The 17685-nt window shown below is 68.9% G+C and carries 17 protein-coding genes and 2 pseudogenes; 14 read left to right on the plus strand and 5 right to left on the minus strand.

What is annotated here, in order from left to right:
- Window positions 1-122: 122 nt before the first annotated feature.
- Window positions 123-863 (plus strand): VWA domain-containing protein, encoded by a 741-nt coding sequence (locus OG933_RS44875; protein WP_405624716.1) that lies wholly within the window; start codon window positions 123-125, stop codon window positions 861-863.
- Window positions 864-1080: 217 nt separating this feature from the next.
- On the opposite strand, the gene OG933_RS44880 is transcribed toward OG933_RS44875, so the two are convergent.
- Complete coding sequence (locus OG933_RS44880; RefSeq protein ID WP_405624715.1) at window positions 1081-1320, minus strand: hypothetical protein; 240 nt, start codon at window positions 1318-1320, stop codon at window positions 1081-1083.
- A 1687-nt stretch (window positions 1321-3007) separates the two neighbouring features.
- On the opposite strand from OG933_RS44880, the gene OG933_RS44885 reads away from it, so the two are divergent.
- Window positions 3008-3331, plus strand: coding sequence for a hypothetical protein (locus OG933_RS44885; protein WP_405624714.1), 324 nt, complete (start codon window positions 3008-3010; stop codon window positions 3329-3331).
- Window positions 3332-3355: 24 nt separating this feature from the next.
- Here the strand turns inward: OG933_RS44885 and OG933_RS44890 are convergent, their stop codons facing one another.
- Both OG933_RS44890 and OG933_RS44895 read right to left on the minus strand, forming a co-directional pair.
- The gene (locus tag OG933_RS44890; protein WP_405624713.1) at window positions 3356-3925 is read right to left on the minus strand and encodes a TetR/AcrR family transcriptional regulator; all 570 of its coding nucleotides are present in this window, start codon (window positions 3923-3925) and stop codon (window positions 3356-3358) included.
- Between the two features lie 187 nt (window positions 3926-4112).
- Window positions 4113-4454, minus strand: a pseudogene (locus OG933_RS44895) (DUF3533 domain-containing protein); the annotation flags it as partial.
- An 11-nt stretch (window positions 4455-4465) separates the two neighbouring features.
- Between OG933_RS44895 and OG933_RS44900 the strand changes: the two are divergent.
- The 8 genes and pseudogenes from OG933_RS44900 (at window position 4466) to OG933_RS44935 (ending at window position 11105) form a co-directional block, all read left to right on the plus strand.
- Entirely contained in the window at window positions 4466-4627 is a 162-nt protein-coding gene (locus tag OG933_RS44900) for a DUF6230 family protein (protein WP_405624712.1), read from the plus strand.
- 936 nt (window positions 4628-5563) lie between these two features.
- Window positions 5564-6265, plus strand: a complete 702-nt coding sequence (locus OG933_RS44905; RefSeq protein WP_327180882.1) for an SDR family oxidoreductase — start codon at window positions 5564-5566, stop codon at window positions 6263-6265.
- Window positions 6266-6294: 29 nt separating this feature from the next.
- Window positions 6295-7173, plus strand: a complete 879-nt coding sequence (locus tag OG933_RS44910) for an alpha/beta fold hydrolase (RefSeq protein ID WP_405624711.1) — start codon at window positions 6295-6297, stop codon at window positions 7171-7173.
- Window positions 7174-7259: 86 nt separating this feature from the next.
- The gene (locus OG933_RS44915) at window positions 7260-8939 is read left to right on the plus strand and encodes a CocE/NonD family hydrolase (RefSeq protein WP_405624710.1); all 1680 of its coding nucleotides are present in this window, start codon (window positions 7260-7262) and stop codon (window positions 8937-8939) included.
- Window positions 8940-8948: 9 nt separating this feature from the next.
- Window positions 8949-9244 (plus strand): annotated as a pseudogene (locus OG933_RS44920) (transposase); the annotation flags it as partial.
- A gap of 522 nt (window positions 9245-9766) precedes the next feature.
- Entirely contained in the window at window positions 9767-9892 is a 126-nt protein-coding gene (locus tag OG933_RS44925; protein ID WP_405624709.1) for a hypothetical protein, read from the plus strand.
- Window positions 9889-10212, plus strand: coding sequence for a hypothetical protein (locus tag OG933_RS44930; protein WP_405624708.1), 324 nt, complete (start codon window positions 9889-9891; stop codon window positions 10210-10212). The genes OG933_RS44925 and OG933_RS44930 overlap by 4 nt, the downstream gene beginning before the upstream one ends.
- A gap of 53 nt (window positions 10213-10265) precedes the next feature.
- Window positions 10266-11105, plus strand: a complete 840-nt coding sequence (locus OG933_RS44935) for a transposase family protein (protein ID WP_405624707.1) — start codon at window positions 10266-10268, stop codon at window positions 11103-11105.
- Window positions 11106-11333: 228 nt separating this feature from the next.
- On the opposite strand, the gene OG933_RS44940 is transcribed toward OG933_RS44935, so the two are convergent.
- Window positions 11334-12860 carry a hypothetical protein gene (locus OG933_RS44940; RefSeq protein ID WP_405624706.1) on the minus strand — a complete coding sequence of 509 codons (1527 nt, stop codon included), beginning with the start codon at window positions 12858-12860 and terminating at the stop codon, window positions 11334-11336.
- A 128-nt stretch (window positions 12861-12988) separates the two neighbouring features.
- Here OG933_RS44940 and OG933_RS44945 point away from each other — a divergent pair, with 128 nt between their 5' ends.
- The 4 genes from OG933_RS44945 to OG933_RS44960 all read left to right on the plus strand — a co-directional run bounded on the left by OG933_RS44945 (window position 12989) and on the right by OG933_RS44960 (window position 17266).
- On the plus strand, window positions 12989-13669 hold the full coding sequence (locus OG933_RS44945; RefSeq protein ID WP_327187359.1) for a response regulator transcription factor: 681 nt from the start codon (window positions 12989-12991) through the stop codon (window positions 13667-13669).
- The gene (locus OG933_RS44950; RefSeq protein ID WP_405624705.1) at window positions 13656-15122 is read left to right on the plus strand and encodes a sensor histidine kinase; all 1467 of its coding nucleotides are present in this window, start codon (window positions 13656-13658) and stop codon (window positions 15120-15122) included. Before OG933_RS44945 ends, OG933_RS44950 begins: the two co-directional genes overlap by 14 nt.
- A 375-nt stretch (window positions 15123-15497) precedes the next feature.
- The gene (locus OG933_RS44955; RefSeq protein WP_405624704.1) at window positions 15498-16853 is read left to right on the plus strand and encodes a tyrosine-type recombinase/integrase; all 1356 of its coding nucleotides are present in this window, start codon (window positions 15498-15500) and stop codon (window positions 16851-16853) included.
- The gene (locus tag OG933_RS44960) at window positions 16853-17266 is read left to right on the plus strand and encodes a DUF6262 family protein (RefSeq protein ID WP_362533170.1); all 414 of its coding nucleotides are present in this window, start codon (window positions 16853-16855) and stop codon (window positions 17264-17266) included. The genes OG933_RS44955 and OG933_RS44960 overlap by 1 nt, the downstream gene beginning before the upstream one ends.
- On the opposite strand, the gene OG933_RS44965 is transcribed toward OG933_RS44960, so the two are convergent.
- Window positions 17260-17676 (minus strand): hypothetical protein, encoded by a 417-nt coding sequence (locus OG933_RS44965; protein ID WP_405624703.1) that lies wholly within the window; start codon window positions 17674-17676, stop codon window positions 17260-17262. The genes OG933_RS44960 and OG933_RS44965 overlap by 7 nt on opposite strands.
- Between the last annotated feature and the right edge of the window lie 9 nt (window positions 17677-17685).

The following is a 17685-nucleotide window of genomic DNA, read 5'->3' on the forward strand; positions in this document are numbered from 1 at the left end:
CCCATCGGGTCGGCCGTGCCATTCACCGAAGAGCAGTGATCAGGACCCGTAGGAGAGCTGCTCCTCGTGGTACCACCGCGACCGCGAGGATGAGAATGTCACGTGATACAGGAGGGGTGACCATGGACAGGCTCCACAACGAGGCCCCGGCAATCAGTCTGTCCAAGATGCAGGCGCAAGCCCCGGATCTGGTGAGCCTCTACAAGGCGGCTGGGTCCAGCGTGCGCGCGCACGGTCTCGAGGGGGTGCACGCTGCGGTGTATCTCGTGCTGGACCGCTCCGGCTCGATGCGGCCCTACTACAAGGACGGCACCATGCAATACCTTGGTGAGCAGGTCCTCTCCTTGTCCGCTCACCTCGACGACGACGGCATCGTGCCGGTGGTGTTCTTCTCCACCGATGTCGACGGATCCACCGACCTCAAACTCGGAGGTCACCGTGGCCGTATCAACAAGCTGCACGAGAACCTCGGTCACATGGGGCGGACGAACTACCACTGGGCCATGGACGACGTCATCGACCACTACCTGGCTTCCGGCAGTGACGACCCGGCACTGGTGATCTTCCAGACCGACGGCGGGCCCACCAGCAAGTTCGCCGCCGAACGGTACCTGTGTAAAGCTGCCCGCCTGCCGCTGTTCTGGCAGTTCATCGGATTTGGCGACCCGGATGACAACGAGTTCGCCTTTCTCCGTCGTCTCGACACCCTGGCCGTCCCGGCACATCGCGTCGTCGACAACGCAGGCTTCTTCCACGCCGGCCGCGATCCGCGCGCCATACCCGACGATCTCCTCTACGACCGGCTTCTGCAGGAGTTCCCCGACTGGCTGTTGTCGGCTCGCACCGCTCAGGTCCTGCAGTGAATACGTGAACTGGGCAGGCCCCCGGAGAAGCGAAATCCCTTGCTTCGGGGCGAGCGGGGAAAGTGTTCTCCCGGTCTGCCTCTCGGGCACGGCCCGGATCGCGCCGCGCAGCCGCCTGGCCCACCGGGCTGATGGCCGCAGCCCGGCGATTTTAGCGATAGGGCGAGACAAAGGATCTGACCGGCATGAATCGGGGTGCTGCTTGCCGATGACGTGCTCAACGCCGTGTCCGGGGCTGCCGGGTGGGCGGTCGTGGACGTGGAGACATCCGCTCGGCGAGCACCGCCCGCCCGGCTTCGTTGAGGACGATCTCCGCGTCGGCCCGCACGCCGCCGCCGTCGTTCCGGGCGGGGGAGTTGCGGCACGTCCACAGCCGCAGCACGCCGGCGGCCGGCAGACCGTAGCGGGCTGCGGCCCGGCTGATCAGTGACGCGGTCCGCTCCCCGGCCAGTGGCACGGTCCGTAACACCCCTGCTGCCACAGCTCTCCCCGGCATCTGTTCCTGCTCTCCCGTCCCGGCGCCCCCGACCGGTCTACAGCTCGAACTGCAAGGTAACCGCTGCCTGTGACAACGGCCCTGCTGAGCGGGCGGCGGGCCGGCTCCGACGGCGAGACGGTGGTGCCGGTGATCCGGTCCATGGCCCGCTCAGCGAGTGGCTTGCCAGCGTGCTCCGTTGGGGACTGAAACACCCAGGAACTTGCCCTCAGAAGAGCGGGAGCCTACACATCGCTGGGACCGGGCACCTGGGCCCCCACCGCCTCCACCCCGGCGACATCGTCAACCCGTACGGCACCTTCCGCCTGGACATGGACAAGCGCCTCGACCTAGGGTCGGCCGTCGCCGTGCCTGGCCCTCGTGCTGCGGCGGGCTCTGTCGGCATCAAGGTCCTTCAGCCATCAGAATCGAGGCCAGGTTGTTGACCAGGACGGGCGGAGCACCGCAACTACGGTACTAGGCGGCTGGCCGGGGAGACGGCGGATCGATCAAGTCGCAGGCGATGCTGAGCGCCGCATCGATCAGCTCCGGGCCTCCGTTTTCCGCTCGATCGGCCTCGTCGCCGGCCAGGTGCAGTGCGGTGATGGCTAGTCGGACACGCAGCGATGCGGCCGGGTCGCCGTCACCGGACAGCGCGCCGGGCCGGCCAGAAGCTCGAAGAGCGTCATGACGTGCTGCTGCACCTCGGCCGCGAGTGGCTGGTTGCGCCGCCACCCGTACCTCTCCGAAGCCGTCCTGGCCTCCGTCCCCCACGCCCTGCGTCTCGACGACGAACGCGGCTACCTCTTTGCCCTCACCCGCCCCGCGTCCCACCGCCCCGTAGCGCCGGCGCACGCCCCGAGCGGAGCGGACCCGGTCCGCGGCCCGCCAGAGGCTGGAGTTCACCGCGCTTCGAGGCATTCCCGGTGACCAGGTGCGTGCTCGGCGGACGCGGCACGGAGCAAGAGGTGCCCGACACAGTCATCACTTCCTTTTGCTAGGTTTGCCGAGGCGTGACAAAACGGCCTGCCGGACATGTCCACTGTCACCTCGCAGGCACTCCCCACGTCGCCTCCCGGCTGGCTTATGGTGCGCATGTGGTGCGCTCCCCGCCCGCCAGAACAACCCCCGGGTCAATGACCTGGGGGTTCATATTGGAGCGGGTGACGAGAATCGAACTCGCGCTCTGAGCTTGGGAAGCGACGGCGCTTGGGAGCCTTACGCCGTCTGACCTGCACAGATCCGTTCGGCCGCCGCTGGTGTGGGGGCTTGATGGCCCTGTTGTTGACCGTGGTTGTCCGCTCTGAAGGGCACGCTATGGGCACGGCGCTCCAGGACGGGCGGGTGCCGCGCTGAAGTGGCCACTTTCTGCACGGGGTCGGTCCGTGCAAGGGCCGACTGCGCGGAGCCGTTGCGTGTGCACATGGATGGCTGGCCCCTTCCGCGCCCGAGTCCTGAAGGTCACAAAAAGCCTCGGCGGTGATGCTGACTTTGGTCCCCATCGGGAGCAGCCTGGTGCGCAGGCGGCGCCTGCGCGTCAGTCGGCCAGCTGGTTCATCTTGCGGATCTGCTTGTCGAAGACCCCGGCGGGTGCGAGGCGGCGCAGCCCTATCTCTTCCGGCTCTTCCCGGACAAGAAGGCGATCTTCGTCGCCGCTCTGGTGCGGAGCATGGAGGACACCCGCCTGGCTTTCGAGAGGGCGGCCGACGGGGTGGAGGGCGGCGAGCGGGCTCTTCAGGCCATGACGACCGCTTACGCGCGGCTGATCTCGACGCGCCCCGAAACGCTCCTGATGCAGATGCAGGGATATGCCGCCGTGGCGCAGGGCGATGACCTGATCGGTGAGGTAGTCCGGGCCGGCTGGATGAGGATCTGGGACACCGTGCACCTGCCGCTGGGCGCTGATGCCGACGAGACCGCAAGCTCTTTCGCCTGCGGCATGCTCGGCAACACGCTTACGGCCATCGGGCTTCCCGTGGGTGCCGGGAGGTGAGGGATTCTTCTGGGCGGCGATGCGTCAGCGCACGCCTGCCGCGTCGAGCAGGGTCGTCACAGTGGGCGCGACGAGCCCGGTCAGGTTGTCGGCCTGAATCCCCGCGCGGGCGCTCGCGCCGTCGAAGACCAGGCTGAGCTGCCGGGCCAGCAGATCGGGATCGCCCGCCCCGCCCTGTTCGGCCTCGGTGCGGAAGAAGGCGGTCAGGTTCGCCTTGACCTGATGGGCGACCCGGCTCGCCGGGTGGCTCTGGTCCTTGAGTTCGACCTGTACGGCCAGGTACCGGCAGCCGTGGAACTCGGGGGTGCCGGACTGTGATTCCACCTGCTCGAAGACGTGCAGGATCCGCTCGCGGGGTGAACGGTTGTCGTCCGCCGCAGGCAGGAGGGTCGCCACGTAGGCGGAGGAACGCTCCTTCAGGCTTGCTGCCAGGAGTTCGTCCTTGCTCTCGAACAGCTGGTACATGGAGCGCTTCGACACCCCCGCCGCCTTGCACAGCGCCTCGACGCCGATGCTGACGCCGTCTCGGTAGGTGAGCGTGGCCGCCGCCTCCAGCAGCCGCTCCCTGGGGCTCAGTTTCACTTCGGTGGTCATACCGCGAGGTTAACCCGAAGCGGACGAAATAGAAACCGATCGGTTTCCGGGGGTCCGGGAGAGAGGCTCGGCGACGGCCTGGGGGAAGGTCCGTCGCCGAGCCATGATGGTGTGCGCGCCTGTCGTCCACGGCAGGGCGACACACCGGGGCCACTCCGAGTAATGGCCCGTCTTAGGTGACCTGCCGTCACGCCGGGACGGCGGTCTTCTCGGGCTTCGTCTCCGCCGGGATGCGGTGCAGTTCCTCGCGGTCGTACCACCCCAGTACGCCGAAGCCGAACAGTGCGGCCGCCACGAGTGCGGCCGCCATCATGACCCAGCACCGGGTCAGACCCGCGTCGCCCTGGGCGTCGTAGTAGAGGATCGAGCGGATGCCGCCGGTGATCTGCCGCAGCGGCTCGAACTCCGCGAGGAAGCGGTAGAAGCCGGGCAGCGCCTCGATGGAGGTGGTGGCGCCGGTCGTGGGTACCGCCATCCCGATGAAGACCAGCGTGGCCACCAGCATGCCGGGCGTACCGAAGACCGCGAGCGGTCACTGACATGTGCCAGTCCGTCCCGGTGGACATACCCGTCCTCGGGACCTACACGATGACGCTCAAGGCCGGCGGATCGGGTACGCCGGTCAAGGCCAAGGACCTGTACATCGACATGACCGATCTCCAGGCGAGGGTGGACTCCTGGCCCTGGCGTGGGGCCCGGTGAGCACGCCCGATGACACTGAGGGGCCGTCGGGGAGGGCCGGGGAATGACCGACCAGTCGCCCGACCTCCGCGGCGAGGTCGTGGGACCCCACTACGCGCGGCCGACGAAAGGTTGCCACGCCGTTCCCCGTACGTCCGCGCTGACCCGCCTGCGCCTGCTGCTCGGGAAGGCTCTCGCACTGACTGCGCTGCCGACCGTCCTCGTCCGGGCGAGTCAGCGTCCGCCCGCAGCCGACGCGACTGCCACCGCGGCTCATTCCGCTCCCGAAGAGGCGCCCGCCGGCGGCGTCGACTGTGCCCGCCCCGACGACACAGCAGCCCCAGCCACGGCACCTCCTGCCACGCCCCCCACTTCCTCCGCTGCTCCCGGCACGCCCAGTGCCCCCACGAGCGGCGAGCCCGTCGAGCCGTCGGAGCACGTGGCCGACGAGGAAACGGGCCTGGTCCCGGCTCCGACGGCCTCACCGAGCCCGACCGCCGCCCCCGGCCTCGCGGACATCCTCGGTTCCCTCCTCCAGGGCGACACCGAGCAGCGGAGTCCGGCACCCGGCCCGCAGATCCAGCACATCGATGGAGCGCCCGGCTCGACGTCCAGGCTGCGAGGCGACGCATCACCATGTACGTCGAGAGCCTGACGGGCACCCTCTCCGGCGTCGAAGGCATCCCCCTGCCGCCAGTCCTCCGCCTCCATCTCACGCCCGACACCGTCCCGGAGTGGCTCTACGACACGGTCGGAAACCTCGGCCTCAAGCTCCGACTCGGCTTGGACGACGCCGACATCGACCAGGCCGGTCAGACAGGTGGCGGGCTCGTCATCCCGGGGATCCACGGGTACGGAACGCCCGGTGAGTCCGGGGATCCGGTTGGGCTTGCGTCTTGGAACCGATCGGTTTACCGTGATGGAAACCGATCGGTTTCTCATTCTGTGGAGGCAGTCATGACCGCACTCAAGGGCGCCAACGTCTTCGTCACCGGCGGCAGCCGAGGCATCGGCAAGGCCCTGGTGGAAGAGCTGTACGCGCGCGGTGCCGGCAAGGTCTACGCCACGGCCCGCGACCCGCGCACGGTGACGCACCCCGACGCGGTCCCGGTGGCGCTGGAGGTCACCGACCCGGCCTCCGTGGCGGCCGCCGCCGCGCAGGCGCAAGACGTGACTGTGCTGATCAACAACGCCGGTGCCTCGGTCGGCGCGTCGTTCCTCGACTCCCCGGTCGACGACGTACGCCGGGAGTTCGAGACCAACTTCTACGGCCCGCTGCTTCTCACACGCGCCTTCGTGCCCCTCATCGAGCGCAACGGCGGCGGCCACCTCCTCAACGTGCACTCTGTGCTCTCCTGGCTGGCCCTCGGCGGCTCCTACAGCGCATCCAAGGCCGCCCTGTGGTCGCAGACCAACTCCCTGCGCCTGGAGCTGCAGCCGCGCGGCATCGCCGTCACCGGACTTCACGTCGGCTACGTCGACACGGACCTGGCGGCGGACGTCGAGGCGCCCAAGTCCGACCCGCGTGACGTCGCCGCACTCGCCCTCGACGGCGTCGAGACGGGCGCGTACGAGGTGCTCGCCGATGACATCTCGCGGCAGGTCAAGGCCGGCCTGGCCGGCGAGCTGGCCGGCCTGTACGCCCAGCTGGCGAAGTAACCCCCTTTACACCCCGAGGAGTCGGCGAGATGCCCAGCCACGAGTCACGTCCCACGATCCACGTTCCGGGAACCACCAGCCACACCCTCGCCCCGCGCGCGGGGCTCGCCGGCCGCGAGGGAACCCTGCGTTACCTCAGGGCGGGCACCGGCGCCCCCCTGGTCCTGCTGCACACCGTGCGCACCCAGGCCGAGCACTTCCGCGTCCTCATCCCGCTGATCGCGGACCAGTACACCGTGTATGCGCTCGACCTGCCGGGGATGGGCTACTCGGAGATCGTGCCCGGGGCGTCGTACGACGAGCCGGCCATGCGCGCGGGCGTCGAGCGGCTCCTGACCGAACTCGACCTCCACGACGTGACGTTGGTCGGGGAGTCCATGGGGGCGGTGCTCGCCCTGACCGCCGCGGCCGACCTGCCCGAGCGGGTCCGGCGCGTCGTCGCGGTGAACGCGTACGACTTCCGCGGCGGGATCGCCCGGTCCAGTCTTCTCGCCCGTGTGGTGGTCGGCGGTGTCCTCACTCCGGGGGTGGGCCCGGTGGTCGCCGGGGTGGAGCCCAAGCCCGTCGTCCGCAGGATCTTGCAGGGCGGGCTGGTCGACAAGGCCGCGCTGCGGGAGGACTACCTCGACGAACTCCTCCAGGTGGGCCGCCGCCCCGGCTACCCGAACGTCGCCCGGGCCGTATACCAGAGCATGCCCAGTCTCATCGCCGCCCGCTCGCGCTACCCGGAGGTCAAGGCACCCGTCCACCTCGTCTACGGCGAGAAGGACTGGTCCCGTCCTTCGGACCGGCAAGCCGACAAGGAGCTGCTGCCGGGCGCCGACTTTACGCAGGTGCCGGGAGCAGGCCACTTCATCGCCCTGGAACGGCCCGACCTGCTGGCCGACCTGCTGAACGCGGTGGCGTGACCGCCCCGAGGAGCGCCGTAGCCACCCCCGTTCGGGTGTAGTGCGGGACGGGACCAGGTTCGACCATGTCCCCGACAGCGCAACACATGGCAGAGATTCAGATCGAGTTCGATGTTCCGGCCGAGGTGCGTGACGGCACCGTTCTGCGCGCCGATGTCTACCGGCCCGGGGGCACGGGGCCGTGGCCGGTGCTGAGCCGACTGCCGTACGGCAAGCAGACGGCCCTGGCGATCGCCCTCCTCGATCCTCTGGCGGCGGCTCGGCGTGGCTTCATGGTGGTCCTCCAGGACACCCGTGGCCGGTTCGCCTCCGATGGGGAGTGGGAGCCGTTGACGTACGAGGAGAGCGACGGGTACGACACCGTACGGTGGGCCGCTGCCCTTCCCGGAGCGAACGGCTCCGTCGGCATGATCGGCGCCAGCTACTTCGGCAACACCCAGTGGACGGCGGCGCTGTCCAAGCCGCCCGAGCTGAAGGCGATCGCGCCGATGGTCACGTGGTCCGACCCGGACGACGGACTGTGGACGCGCGGCGGCGCGATCGAACTCGGCATCACCGCGCCCTGGTCCCTCATGATGGGCGCCGACGCGCTGCTGCGCCGTCACAGCACCGACCCGGCCACGCTCGGCGGCAGCCTCGGCAGGCTCGTGCAGGATCTCGACGGCCTGGCCGACGGCGGCTACGGCGAACTGCCCGCCGGGCGATTTCCCGCGTTCGCCCGGCACGACCTGCCCGAGCTGGGCTACGAGCGTTCCCGACGGGAGCCCGACTGGGCGCGTTCCTCCCGTGTCGCGGGCCGGCACGACGAGGTCGACCTGCCCACCTTCCAGGTCGGCGGCTGGTACGACATCTTCAGCCAGGGCACGCTGGACAACTTCACCGCCATGCGCCGCGCCGGCCGGCCCGCCACGCTGATCATGGGTCCGTGGAGTCACGCCAACCAGCAGCACGTCATCGGCGACGTCAACTTCGGGTTCGGCGCGAACTCCGCCTTCATGGGCATGCGCGGACCCCTGCACGGCCTCCAGCTCGACTGGTTCCAGCGTACGATCGGCGACGGTGAGGCGCTGGAGCCGGACACGGGCAGGGTGCTGCTGTTCGTCATGGGCGTCAACCAGTGGCGCGAGGAGACGGAATGGCCCCTGTCGCGGGCCGTGGACACGGACTTCCACCTGCGCGCCGACGGGCGCCTGACGCGGGAGCCGCCCGCTGTCGCCGAGCAGGCCGAGGAGTTCACCTACGACCCCATGGACCCGGTGCCCACCACCGGCGGCGCGTTGCTGATGTCCGACGAGTTCCGTCCCGGGCCTCTCGACCAGAGGGACGTGGAGGCTCGTGAGGACGTCCTGGTCTTCACCACCGAACCCCTCACCGAGGACATCGAGGTGACCGGCCGCGTCAAGGCCGTGCTCTTCGCCGCCACGGACGGGCCCTCGACCGACTGGGTGGCACGGCTGTGTGACGTCGACGAGCACGGCGTCTCCCGCAATGTGACCGACGGCATCGTGCGGGTACGGGCGACCCCGGGTGAGCCGGCCGAGCACGTCGTGGACCTGTGGTCGACCAGCATCGTCTTCCGGGCAGGGCACCGCATACGGGTCCAGGTCACCTTCAGCAACTTCCCCCGCTGGGACCGCAACCTCAACACAGGCGAACCCGAGGAGAGCGCGACCACGGCCCAAGTGGCCCGCCAGCAGGTCTTCCACGCCCCCGCCCGGCCCTCCCGCATCGTGCTGCCGGTGGTACCGGCCCGCCAAGAAGCGTAGGCACCAGTCGTCCGCGCCCACCAGCATGCCGCCGGGGCGCGAAAAGGGGGCTCCGCAGCCCCGGACTCGGACGCTCCCGAGGTGGTCTGACCAGCAAGATCCACCTAGCCTGCGACGCCATCGGCCGACCACTCGGCTTCACCGTCACGGGCGGGAACACCAACGACTGCACCCAGTTCACCGCCGTGATGGACGCTATACGGGTGCCCCGCCTCGGCCCGGGACGGCCACGGAACCGGCCCGACCACGTCCTGGGCGACAAGGGCTACAGCTCCAAGGCCATCCGAGCCTGGCTTACGGCCCGTTTCTACTCCCACCCGGACGTGGTGTTCCGTCCGGTCCGCGGGGTCTCACCGAGCCGGGTGGGGCTGGCCCGGCCTCAGGGGCGGATGCACGAGGCCGCGCTGGATGAGCTGCTAGAGGCCATCGCGCGGCGGCTGAGCCGGAGTTGATGACAGGACCGACGGACCGCCGGCGCGCTGCCCGGCCGGATCGGCGCTACTCCCAGCGGCGGCCGCGTTGAACGGCTCGTCCAGCACGAGGACACCCGCGACGACCGCCTCGGCCGAGTGCGCATAGGCCATGGCCGCCGACCGCGCCGACCCGATGGCACTCAATGAGCGGTGTGCATCGTGAAGTCGCAGGTCACGGGTCTGGTGTGAATGGCGAGTTGGGTACTCGTGCCGGTCGGCGGCCGATGACCATGGCGTAGATCATCGGGCGGGTTCGGCTCCGGCAGGATGCCGGGTTCGGCTGCGCCCACGACCGGCCCCCGCCTACGATCCGTCAGCAGGTCGACACGCTGTGAGAGCGCGGGGGGCGCGGGGATGCAGGAGCGGCAGTGGATCACGGCCCGCCGGAGCGAACTGGACGCTCTCGCCGAGGAGTTGGCCAAGCAGCTTCAGGAGGTCCAGGACAGCGGGATGAACTGGCGATCGCGGAGCGGGTGTTGAACCGCCTGGCCGAGCAGGCCCAGGCCGATGCCGGGGCTGTCGCTCCGGTGTCGGTGAAGGTGGCCGGGCGGGCGGTCCTGCTCATCCCGCACCGCAGCGACGCGGCCGACGAGAGCGCGCTGCCCGGCGACTACCGCAAGATCCTGGCGATCGTGCGGGAGGCCGACGGCCCGGTGCAGGTCAGGGCGGTCGGCGAGCGGCTGGGCCTGGACGCCTCGGTGCGCGGCAAGCTGGAGCCTCTGCGGGCAAAGATGACCAAGCTCGCCGACCGCGGCTGGCTGCACAAACGCCCTGACGGGCAGTTCACCGCACGCCCATAACTGTGCGGGGCGGGGGCGTAACTGACGGCTCTTTGGCGGCAGTTGAGTTTGGTGTGAAGAAAAACAACAGTTCCGTCGAGGGCCCTGACGGCCTCGTCTACACTGCCCGCCTGCCGCTGTCGAGTGCCACTCTGAACTGGCTCGCCGACCTAATACGCGGCCACCTCAAGAAGATCGGCTCCAGGTGGCGCGCCCTGCCCGCAGGGAAGATCGCCACCATCGTGCTGGCAGTGCTGCGCTGTGACCAGCGGCCCGGCGACCTGGCCGGCGGCAACGGAGTACACCGCACCACCGTTACCCGGTGGGTCCGCGAGGTCATCGGCTTGCTCGCCGCCCGCGCCCCACGCCTGGACCGGGCCCTGAAGAAGATCGCCCGAATGGGTGGCGGCATGGTACTGCTGGACGGATCGGTGGTCCGCACCCGGCGCAGAACCGGGAAGGAGAACCGGAAGAACTACTCCGGCAAGAACAAGTGCCACGGCCTGCTCGTGATCGCCCTCACCGACGACCAGGGCCGGCTGCTGTGGATCTCGGCGGCCCGCCCAGGGCGCACCTCGGAGATCACCGCCTGCCGGCACGACCAGCTCACCCGGAAACTGCGGGAAGTCGGGCTCGGCGCCATCGCCGACCTGGGATTCGTCGGCCTCGACGACGGCGGCCCCGACGCCGAACCGGCGGTGATCACCGGCTACAAGGCCGCCCGGAACCGGCCCCTGACGCGAGGCCAGAAGCTGTCCAACACGGCACTGGCGGCCGTCCGGGCACCCGTCGAGCACGGCTTTGCCCACCTCAAGAACTGGCGCGTCCTCGGCAAGGTGCGCACCGACCCCTCCTGGGCGACCTCCCTGGTCAGGGCCTTGCTGGTCCTCACGAACCGCGAAGTCGCCCGATGACCGACGATCTTCACCAAAGTCACCTGCCAGCGACCAGCACGAGCATCCCGATGCCCACGCACACCAGCCCTGTGACCAGCAACTTCAGCTTGCGCACCTCCCCGTTGGGCAGCGGCGGAGAACAGCCGCAGCCTCCCACGGCAGCAGCGATCGGCAAGCCGAGGTCTATGGCTTCCGGGTCGGGACAGCGTGACGGCGGTGGTGCTGGCCGGCCGGCACCAGTCGCGGTCACCTCATCACCCCACCGCTCTCTCTCGGGCTGTTGGACCCAGGACCGGCCTTCCGAGACGGGTCGTGGTCTCGGACATAGACGGTGACTCGCGCCCCGTTGACGTGGGTTGTTCCGTACGCGCGGAAGTGGCGCCGCAGGGTGCTTGTTTTCGCTTCCTCCTGCGGGTTGGTCGAGTGCGTACCCGCCGCGCGGACCACGACGATCCGGTCGAATTCCAGCATGCGTGCCGCAATTTCCTGGGCGGGAAACTCGACACCTGCAAGTGTGTTCGACGAAACGGGGTCCTGTGCCAGGGCGAGATCTGTCAGGAAACGGGTGTCCTCGGGGTTGGCCGCAGTCAAGATCCGGTGCTGGCCGGAGAGATAGAGCAGCCCGTCGCCGGGACGGCCTTCCTTGCGTACGGTGGCGCCGATGGCGGTGACGTCATTGCTCCGGCCCTGGGGCGTCCTCAGCGAAAGGCTCGGCTGGACGAGCGCGGCCAGTACGGCAACCGCCGCGATCCACACGTAGCGGGAAGACCGCTGCCGCCGGAGGAAGTAATCCATCCAGGCACCCAGCAGCAAGGCGACTCCGATATTGCTGTAGAGCACATACCGGTCGACGAAAAGGGGCTTGACCAGTGAGGCGATCAGCAGCAGAAGGCCCGGAAGCGCAAGAATCGGCACAGCCAGCGCGGAAAGCCGCACAGGCCCCCTCACCCTCAGGGGCGCCAGGGCACACGCCACGCCCACGACCGCCACCACCAGGAAATAACCAGGCCGCACCGGTCCGCCGATCCAGGACACCTGCTCCGACTGCCCCGCACTGCAGATTGCCAGCGGCAACAGCCCGGCCACAACGCCCGCGGCAGCCACACTCCACGCCCTCAGCACCGGTCGTGGAACACGGGACACGACCAGTGTGACGCCGTGTGCAACCAGGGCGAGGACCGCGAACTCATGGAGCAGACAGGCCAGCAGCATGGTGGAGCCATAGACCGCCCACCGCCACCGGGCGCGATGCGGGACGCTGACCACGAGCGCATAGGTGGCCCAAGTGAGCAGGGCACAGACCATGGCATACGAGCGGCCTTCCTGCGCGTACTTCTGTACCTGGGGAAGGAGCGGGAACACCAGCCCGGCCACCAGCCCGGCACGGGGTCCCGCTAGGCGTAGCGCCAGAAGCCCGACTCCGCTCGCCGCCACGGACATCGCCAGCACGGACGGCAGCCGCAACGTCAGCAGCCCTCCGCCGAAGAGACCGAAGATCTCGTGCATCACGGCGTAGTAGAGGGCATGAACCAGATCAACATGCTGGGCGGTGAGCCATATCTGCGAAAGATCGCGGTGCGCGAGCTGATAGGTGACGGACTCGTCCCCCCACATGGTGTTCTTCCTGCGGATACCCCAGAGCCCCAGAGCGATGGTCAGTGCCAAGGGCGCGAGGACGACAACGGCCTTGGCCGGGCCCGGTGTTTGTCGACGGGCGGGCACAGGAGGGGAAACCGTCTGGGCCGCGACGGGGACACGTTCATCAACGGACATCGGCGACAGGGCCTTTCAGCAGTGGCGAAGAAACTCCGCCAGCGTGCCCGGACCTCGTTGACCGGAGGCTGACCCAACCTGACCAGCCGATCAGGAAGGCGGGCCGGCGCTGTGCGAGGCTGCACCGCATGCGCATCCTGGTGGTCGAAGACGAGGTGGACCTTGCCCACACCCTGCACACCGGTCTGACCGCCGAGGGCTACAGCGTCGACCTCGCCCATGACGGCCGGCAGGGACTGTGGATGGCCCGGACCGGCGAATACGCCCTTGTCGTACTGGACTTGATGCTGCCCGGACTCAACGGCTACAAGGTCTGCGCCCAGTTGCGCCGGGAGGGCAACGCGACCCCCATCCTGGTACTCACCGCCAAGGACGGGGAGTGGGATCAGGCAGAGGCCCTGGACACGGGGGCCGACGACTACCTGGCCAAACCCTTCTCCTACGTGGTGCTCGTCGCACGGCTGCGAGCGCTGGTCAGACGGGCCGCCACGGTCGCCCCGCCCGTCCTTGCTGTGGGCGACCTCTCGTTGGATGTCGCCGGCCGGGTCTGCCGCCGGGCCGGGGCCCGGGTGGAACTCACGCCCAGGGAGTTCGCCGTGCTGGAGCTGCTGGCCCGCCGGGCGGGTCAGGCGGTCTCCAAATCGGATCTGCTCTATCACGCGTGGCCCGAGGAAGCCCTGGATCCCAACCTGGTGGAGGCTCGCGTCAGCGCACTGCGCAAGAAGGTGGACTCCGCGTTCGGCCGACGGTCCCTGCAGACCGTACGGGGTACCGGTTACCGGCTGGTGGACGACCGTGAACGCGACTGAGCCGCGGCGCCGTTGGTGGCCGCGTTCGGTACGGGCCCGCGCGGCCCTGGCCGCTGCCTCGGCCGCCGCCGTCATCCTGGTCGGCATCGGCTGGTGGCTGCACCACGACGTCTACCGCCAGAGCACGCAGATCGCCGAAGACCAAGCCAAGGAACAACTCTGGTCTCTCTGTGACAAGTTGCAACAGGGTGTCATTCCTGACTCCATAAGCACTGTGCCGTACGAGGTCGTCGCGACCGGTCGGCGCACCGCTGTCGCCTACGGCGGAGGCATGGACGACTTCGCTCCCGGCACCCACCACGTGATGCCCGCCCCGCCGAAAGCCTTGAGGGCCGAGCTCATTACTACCGTTCGCCTGCCTGCGAACCCCGACTACGACCCCCATGACAAATCCTCTGTGGCCGGCGGGACCAATCAGGTCATCACGGCCAATATCCCGGCCGATGTTCTGGGCGATGACAAAGCCGCTGCTCTGGGCGTCACCGCCGACGCCAACCTGCGGGTATATGTGGTGGTGCTCCCGCACACAGCCGAGGCAATCACCGAGACCACCGACCTCCTGCTGCTGCGGGCCGGGCTCGTGAGCCTCGTACTGATCGCCGCCGCCTACTTCGCCGTCCGAATCGCGCTGCGGCCGGTCGAAGCCATCCGCGTCCTCACCGCCTCGGTCACCGCGAGCGACCCCCGCGAACGCGTCACCGTCCCCGCCACGGGACACGAGATCACCGCCCTGGCCACCACCATCAACAGCACCCTCCAGCGCCTCGACGACGCCGCCGCCCAGCAACGCCGCTTCGTCGCGGACGCCGCCCACGAACTACGCAGCCCCCTCACCACACTGCTGGCCAGCCTGGAAGTCGCGCTCGCCTACCCGGAACGCACCGACTGGCCCGCCGCGGCCACCACCGCCGCACGACAGACCCGCCGCCTCCAGGCCCTCGCCGAAGACCTGCTGCTCCTGGCCCGCCTAGACACCCGCACCCTCATAGCCGGCCCCGAAACCGTCGACCTGACAGCCCTCGCCTCCCGGCTGACCGAGCAATACCCCCTCACCGAACGGCCGTTGACCCTCACCTGCGACAGCACCGCCCCCGCACACGCACGCGGAAACCCGGACGAATACGAACGACTGCTGCGCAACCTCATCGACAACGCCGCCCGCCACGCCGCACACCGCATCCAGATCACCATCCGAAACCAGGACGCCTGGGTCGTCCTCACGGTGCACGACGACGGACCGGGCGTGCCCACCGAGGACGCCGAGCGCATCTTCGAACGCTTCGTCCGGCTCGACGACGCCCGCTCCCGCGACCACGGCGGCACCGGCCTGGGCCTCGCCATCGCCCGCGACCTGGCCCACCGTCACCGAGGCACCCTCACCCTCACCCCCCGGCCCCTCGGAGCATGCTTCCAGCTACGCCTTCCCCGAGCCTCCACCCCGGCCGAGGAATGACGCGCTTCACCGCGGCAGCCCTTCGGAACCGGAAGACCACCAGATGACCACGCCCAAGAAGCTCCCGCCCGCGAAGAAGCAGGTCAACCAGCTGATCGCCGCAGAACGAGCCGTCTGCGAACACGCCTTCGCACACCTGAAGAACTAATCCCTTTTCAAGGGCAACCCGGCTCGTCCGCGCGCTGATGGTCGTCAACTGGCACGAGATCGCCCGCTGACCGACGATCTTCACCGCAGACAACCGCCGCCGACCAGCACGAGCATGACCTCACCCACCCATGCCACCCCCGTGACCTGCACGTTCAAGATGAACACAACTCACTGGACTTCACCGGCATCACCCAGCCCTGGCTACGGGAGAGGACCAAGGGGTACATGCGGCTGCGGCTCGCGCGCACGGAACTGCGCTCGGTCGCGCGCAACATCCACGACGTCGTTGTTTTCTCCCGGTTCATCGCCGAAAGCCGCCCCGCCCAGCAGAACGACCCGGCAGTCCTGGACCGTGCACTGCTGGAGTCGTACATCGGCTGGGTCGGCCGCAGGACGGTGGAGAAGAAGGGACCCCACTACGGGCAGCCGGTGAGCCCCGGCAGCCGCATCCGCCTGCTGTCGGTGATCTCCACCATGCTCGAAACGTGGCGCCGCTACGGCTGGCAGCCCGTGCTGCCACCCGATGCCCGGATCCATCGGGACGAGTACCCGCGCCAGCGCGGGCTGAAGGCCAACTTCATCGACGAGTACCTGATGGAGCAGATCGAGTCCGAGGAGAACCTCGCCTTACTCGATCCCGAGACCCGCACGCTGGTGTTGATCTGCCGCGACGAGGGGCTCCGCATCGGCGAGGCACTCACTTTGAAGACCGACTGTCTGAAGAAGACCCCGTCGGGCCGATGGGCCCTGGTCCACTACAAGAACAAGGACAAGAGCTTCCGCGCCATCCCCGCCTCACGCGTGGTGGTGGACGCTATCCGCGGGCAGCACGGACGCGTCCGGGAACGCTTCCGCGACGGCTGCCACTGGCTGTTCCCCAAGGTCAGCGGCAACCCGGACGGGAAGTATCCGATGCCCTACGGCACGGTCGACACCCGCTTCGACGCCTGGCGGAAGCGCATTCGCCTCATCGACTCCCACGGCGACGCCGCCATCGTGAACTGGCATCAGTTCCGGCACACCCTGGGCACCAGAATGGCGAACGCGGGCGTGTCCGGACGCACCATCCGCGAGGTCCTCGGTCACACCTCGTGGGCGATGCAGGAGCACTACTCGCGCATCGCGGACGACACGCTTCGCCGTGAGTACGAGGAGAAGTACGAGGTCCGCTTCAACCTCAAGGGCGAGGCTGTCAAGGTCCACCGCGACGCCGACCTGGCCGGCGTCGAGTGGCTCGCCGAGAAGATCGGGCGTCGGCTCCACGCGGTGGCCGGCGGCTGGTGCGGACGGCACATCGCGCGTCCCTGCCCGAAGACCGCCGCCGACGGCTGCTACTTCTGCGAAGACTTCCAAACCGATCGGCAGTTCCTGCCGATCCACCGCGACACCCTCGCCCGCACACGCGAACTGCAGATCAGCGCCACGGCAGCGGAGCGTCCTCGCGCTGCCGGCATCAACGAGCGACTCGCCACCGCCGTCGAGCATGTCATCGCGAGCATCACCGACCAGGAACACGACGAGCTGTTCCCCGCCACCGGCCGGCAGCGAAGCCGTCCGCCACGAGACCGAGAGGACATCTGATGCGGGCTGACAACTCGGCCCATCTGGCCGAAGCCGCTCAACAGCGCCGTCTGGACTGCATTGAACGCGTCCAAGCAGTCCTGAACAGCCTGGAGCGCGACGGCGGCCCGGTCACCGTCGCCGGGGTCGCCTCCCGGGCCGGTGTATCCCGCACTTTTCTCTACGACGAAGCCCAGGCCTTGCTGCTGGCCAGGCTGCGCGACCTCGCGAGCAAGCAACCCGCCACGGGCCGACCCGCTCTGCCAGACCACCAGCGGATCACCACCAAGTCCCACGAGACGGTGGTGCGAGCGCTGCGCGACTCCAACCGGAAACTGAACGAAGAGAACGAACGGCTCCGCAACGAACTCGCCATGGCTCTCGGTCAGCTCCGCGACCTTCGCCGAGGCATCCCCGCCCCACGCGGTCAGTGACCAGACTCGGGGTAAGGCCCGACATCGGCGAAGCGGCGAATCCGGTCCTGTTCGGCGGTCTCGTCGGCGGCGTCGAAGTGCCGTACCTGGTTCCACCAGCGGTCATGGTCATAGCCCTCGCAGTGGTTGAACTCGTGGGCCGTACTGCGTAGCCGCTGCCACTCGCGCACGATCGCGGCCCGCTGCCACATCTCCGGCTGCTCCACCGCGAGCAGCGTGTGCAGGAGCCCGGCCGAGTCGCAGACCAGGATGAGCAGAGACCGCATCGCGAAGGACGTCTCACCAGTCTCGCCGACCTCCTCGTACACCCGCCCCAACTGGACGTTGAGGAATGTCTCCAGGGCGTGAACGTCCTCGGGCCGGAGGTCTTCAGCGTAGGTGAGGGGTCGCTCGGACGACGAGGTGGTCATGCGGGTGGG

It is taken from the genome of Streptomyces sp. NBC_00016, assembly GCF_045040885.1.
Classification (GTDB): domain Bacteria; phylum Actinomycetota; class Actinomycetes; order Streptomycetales; family Streptomycetaceae; genus Streptomyces; species Streptomyces coriariae.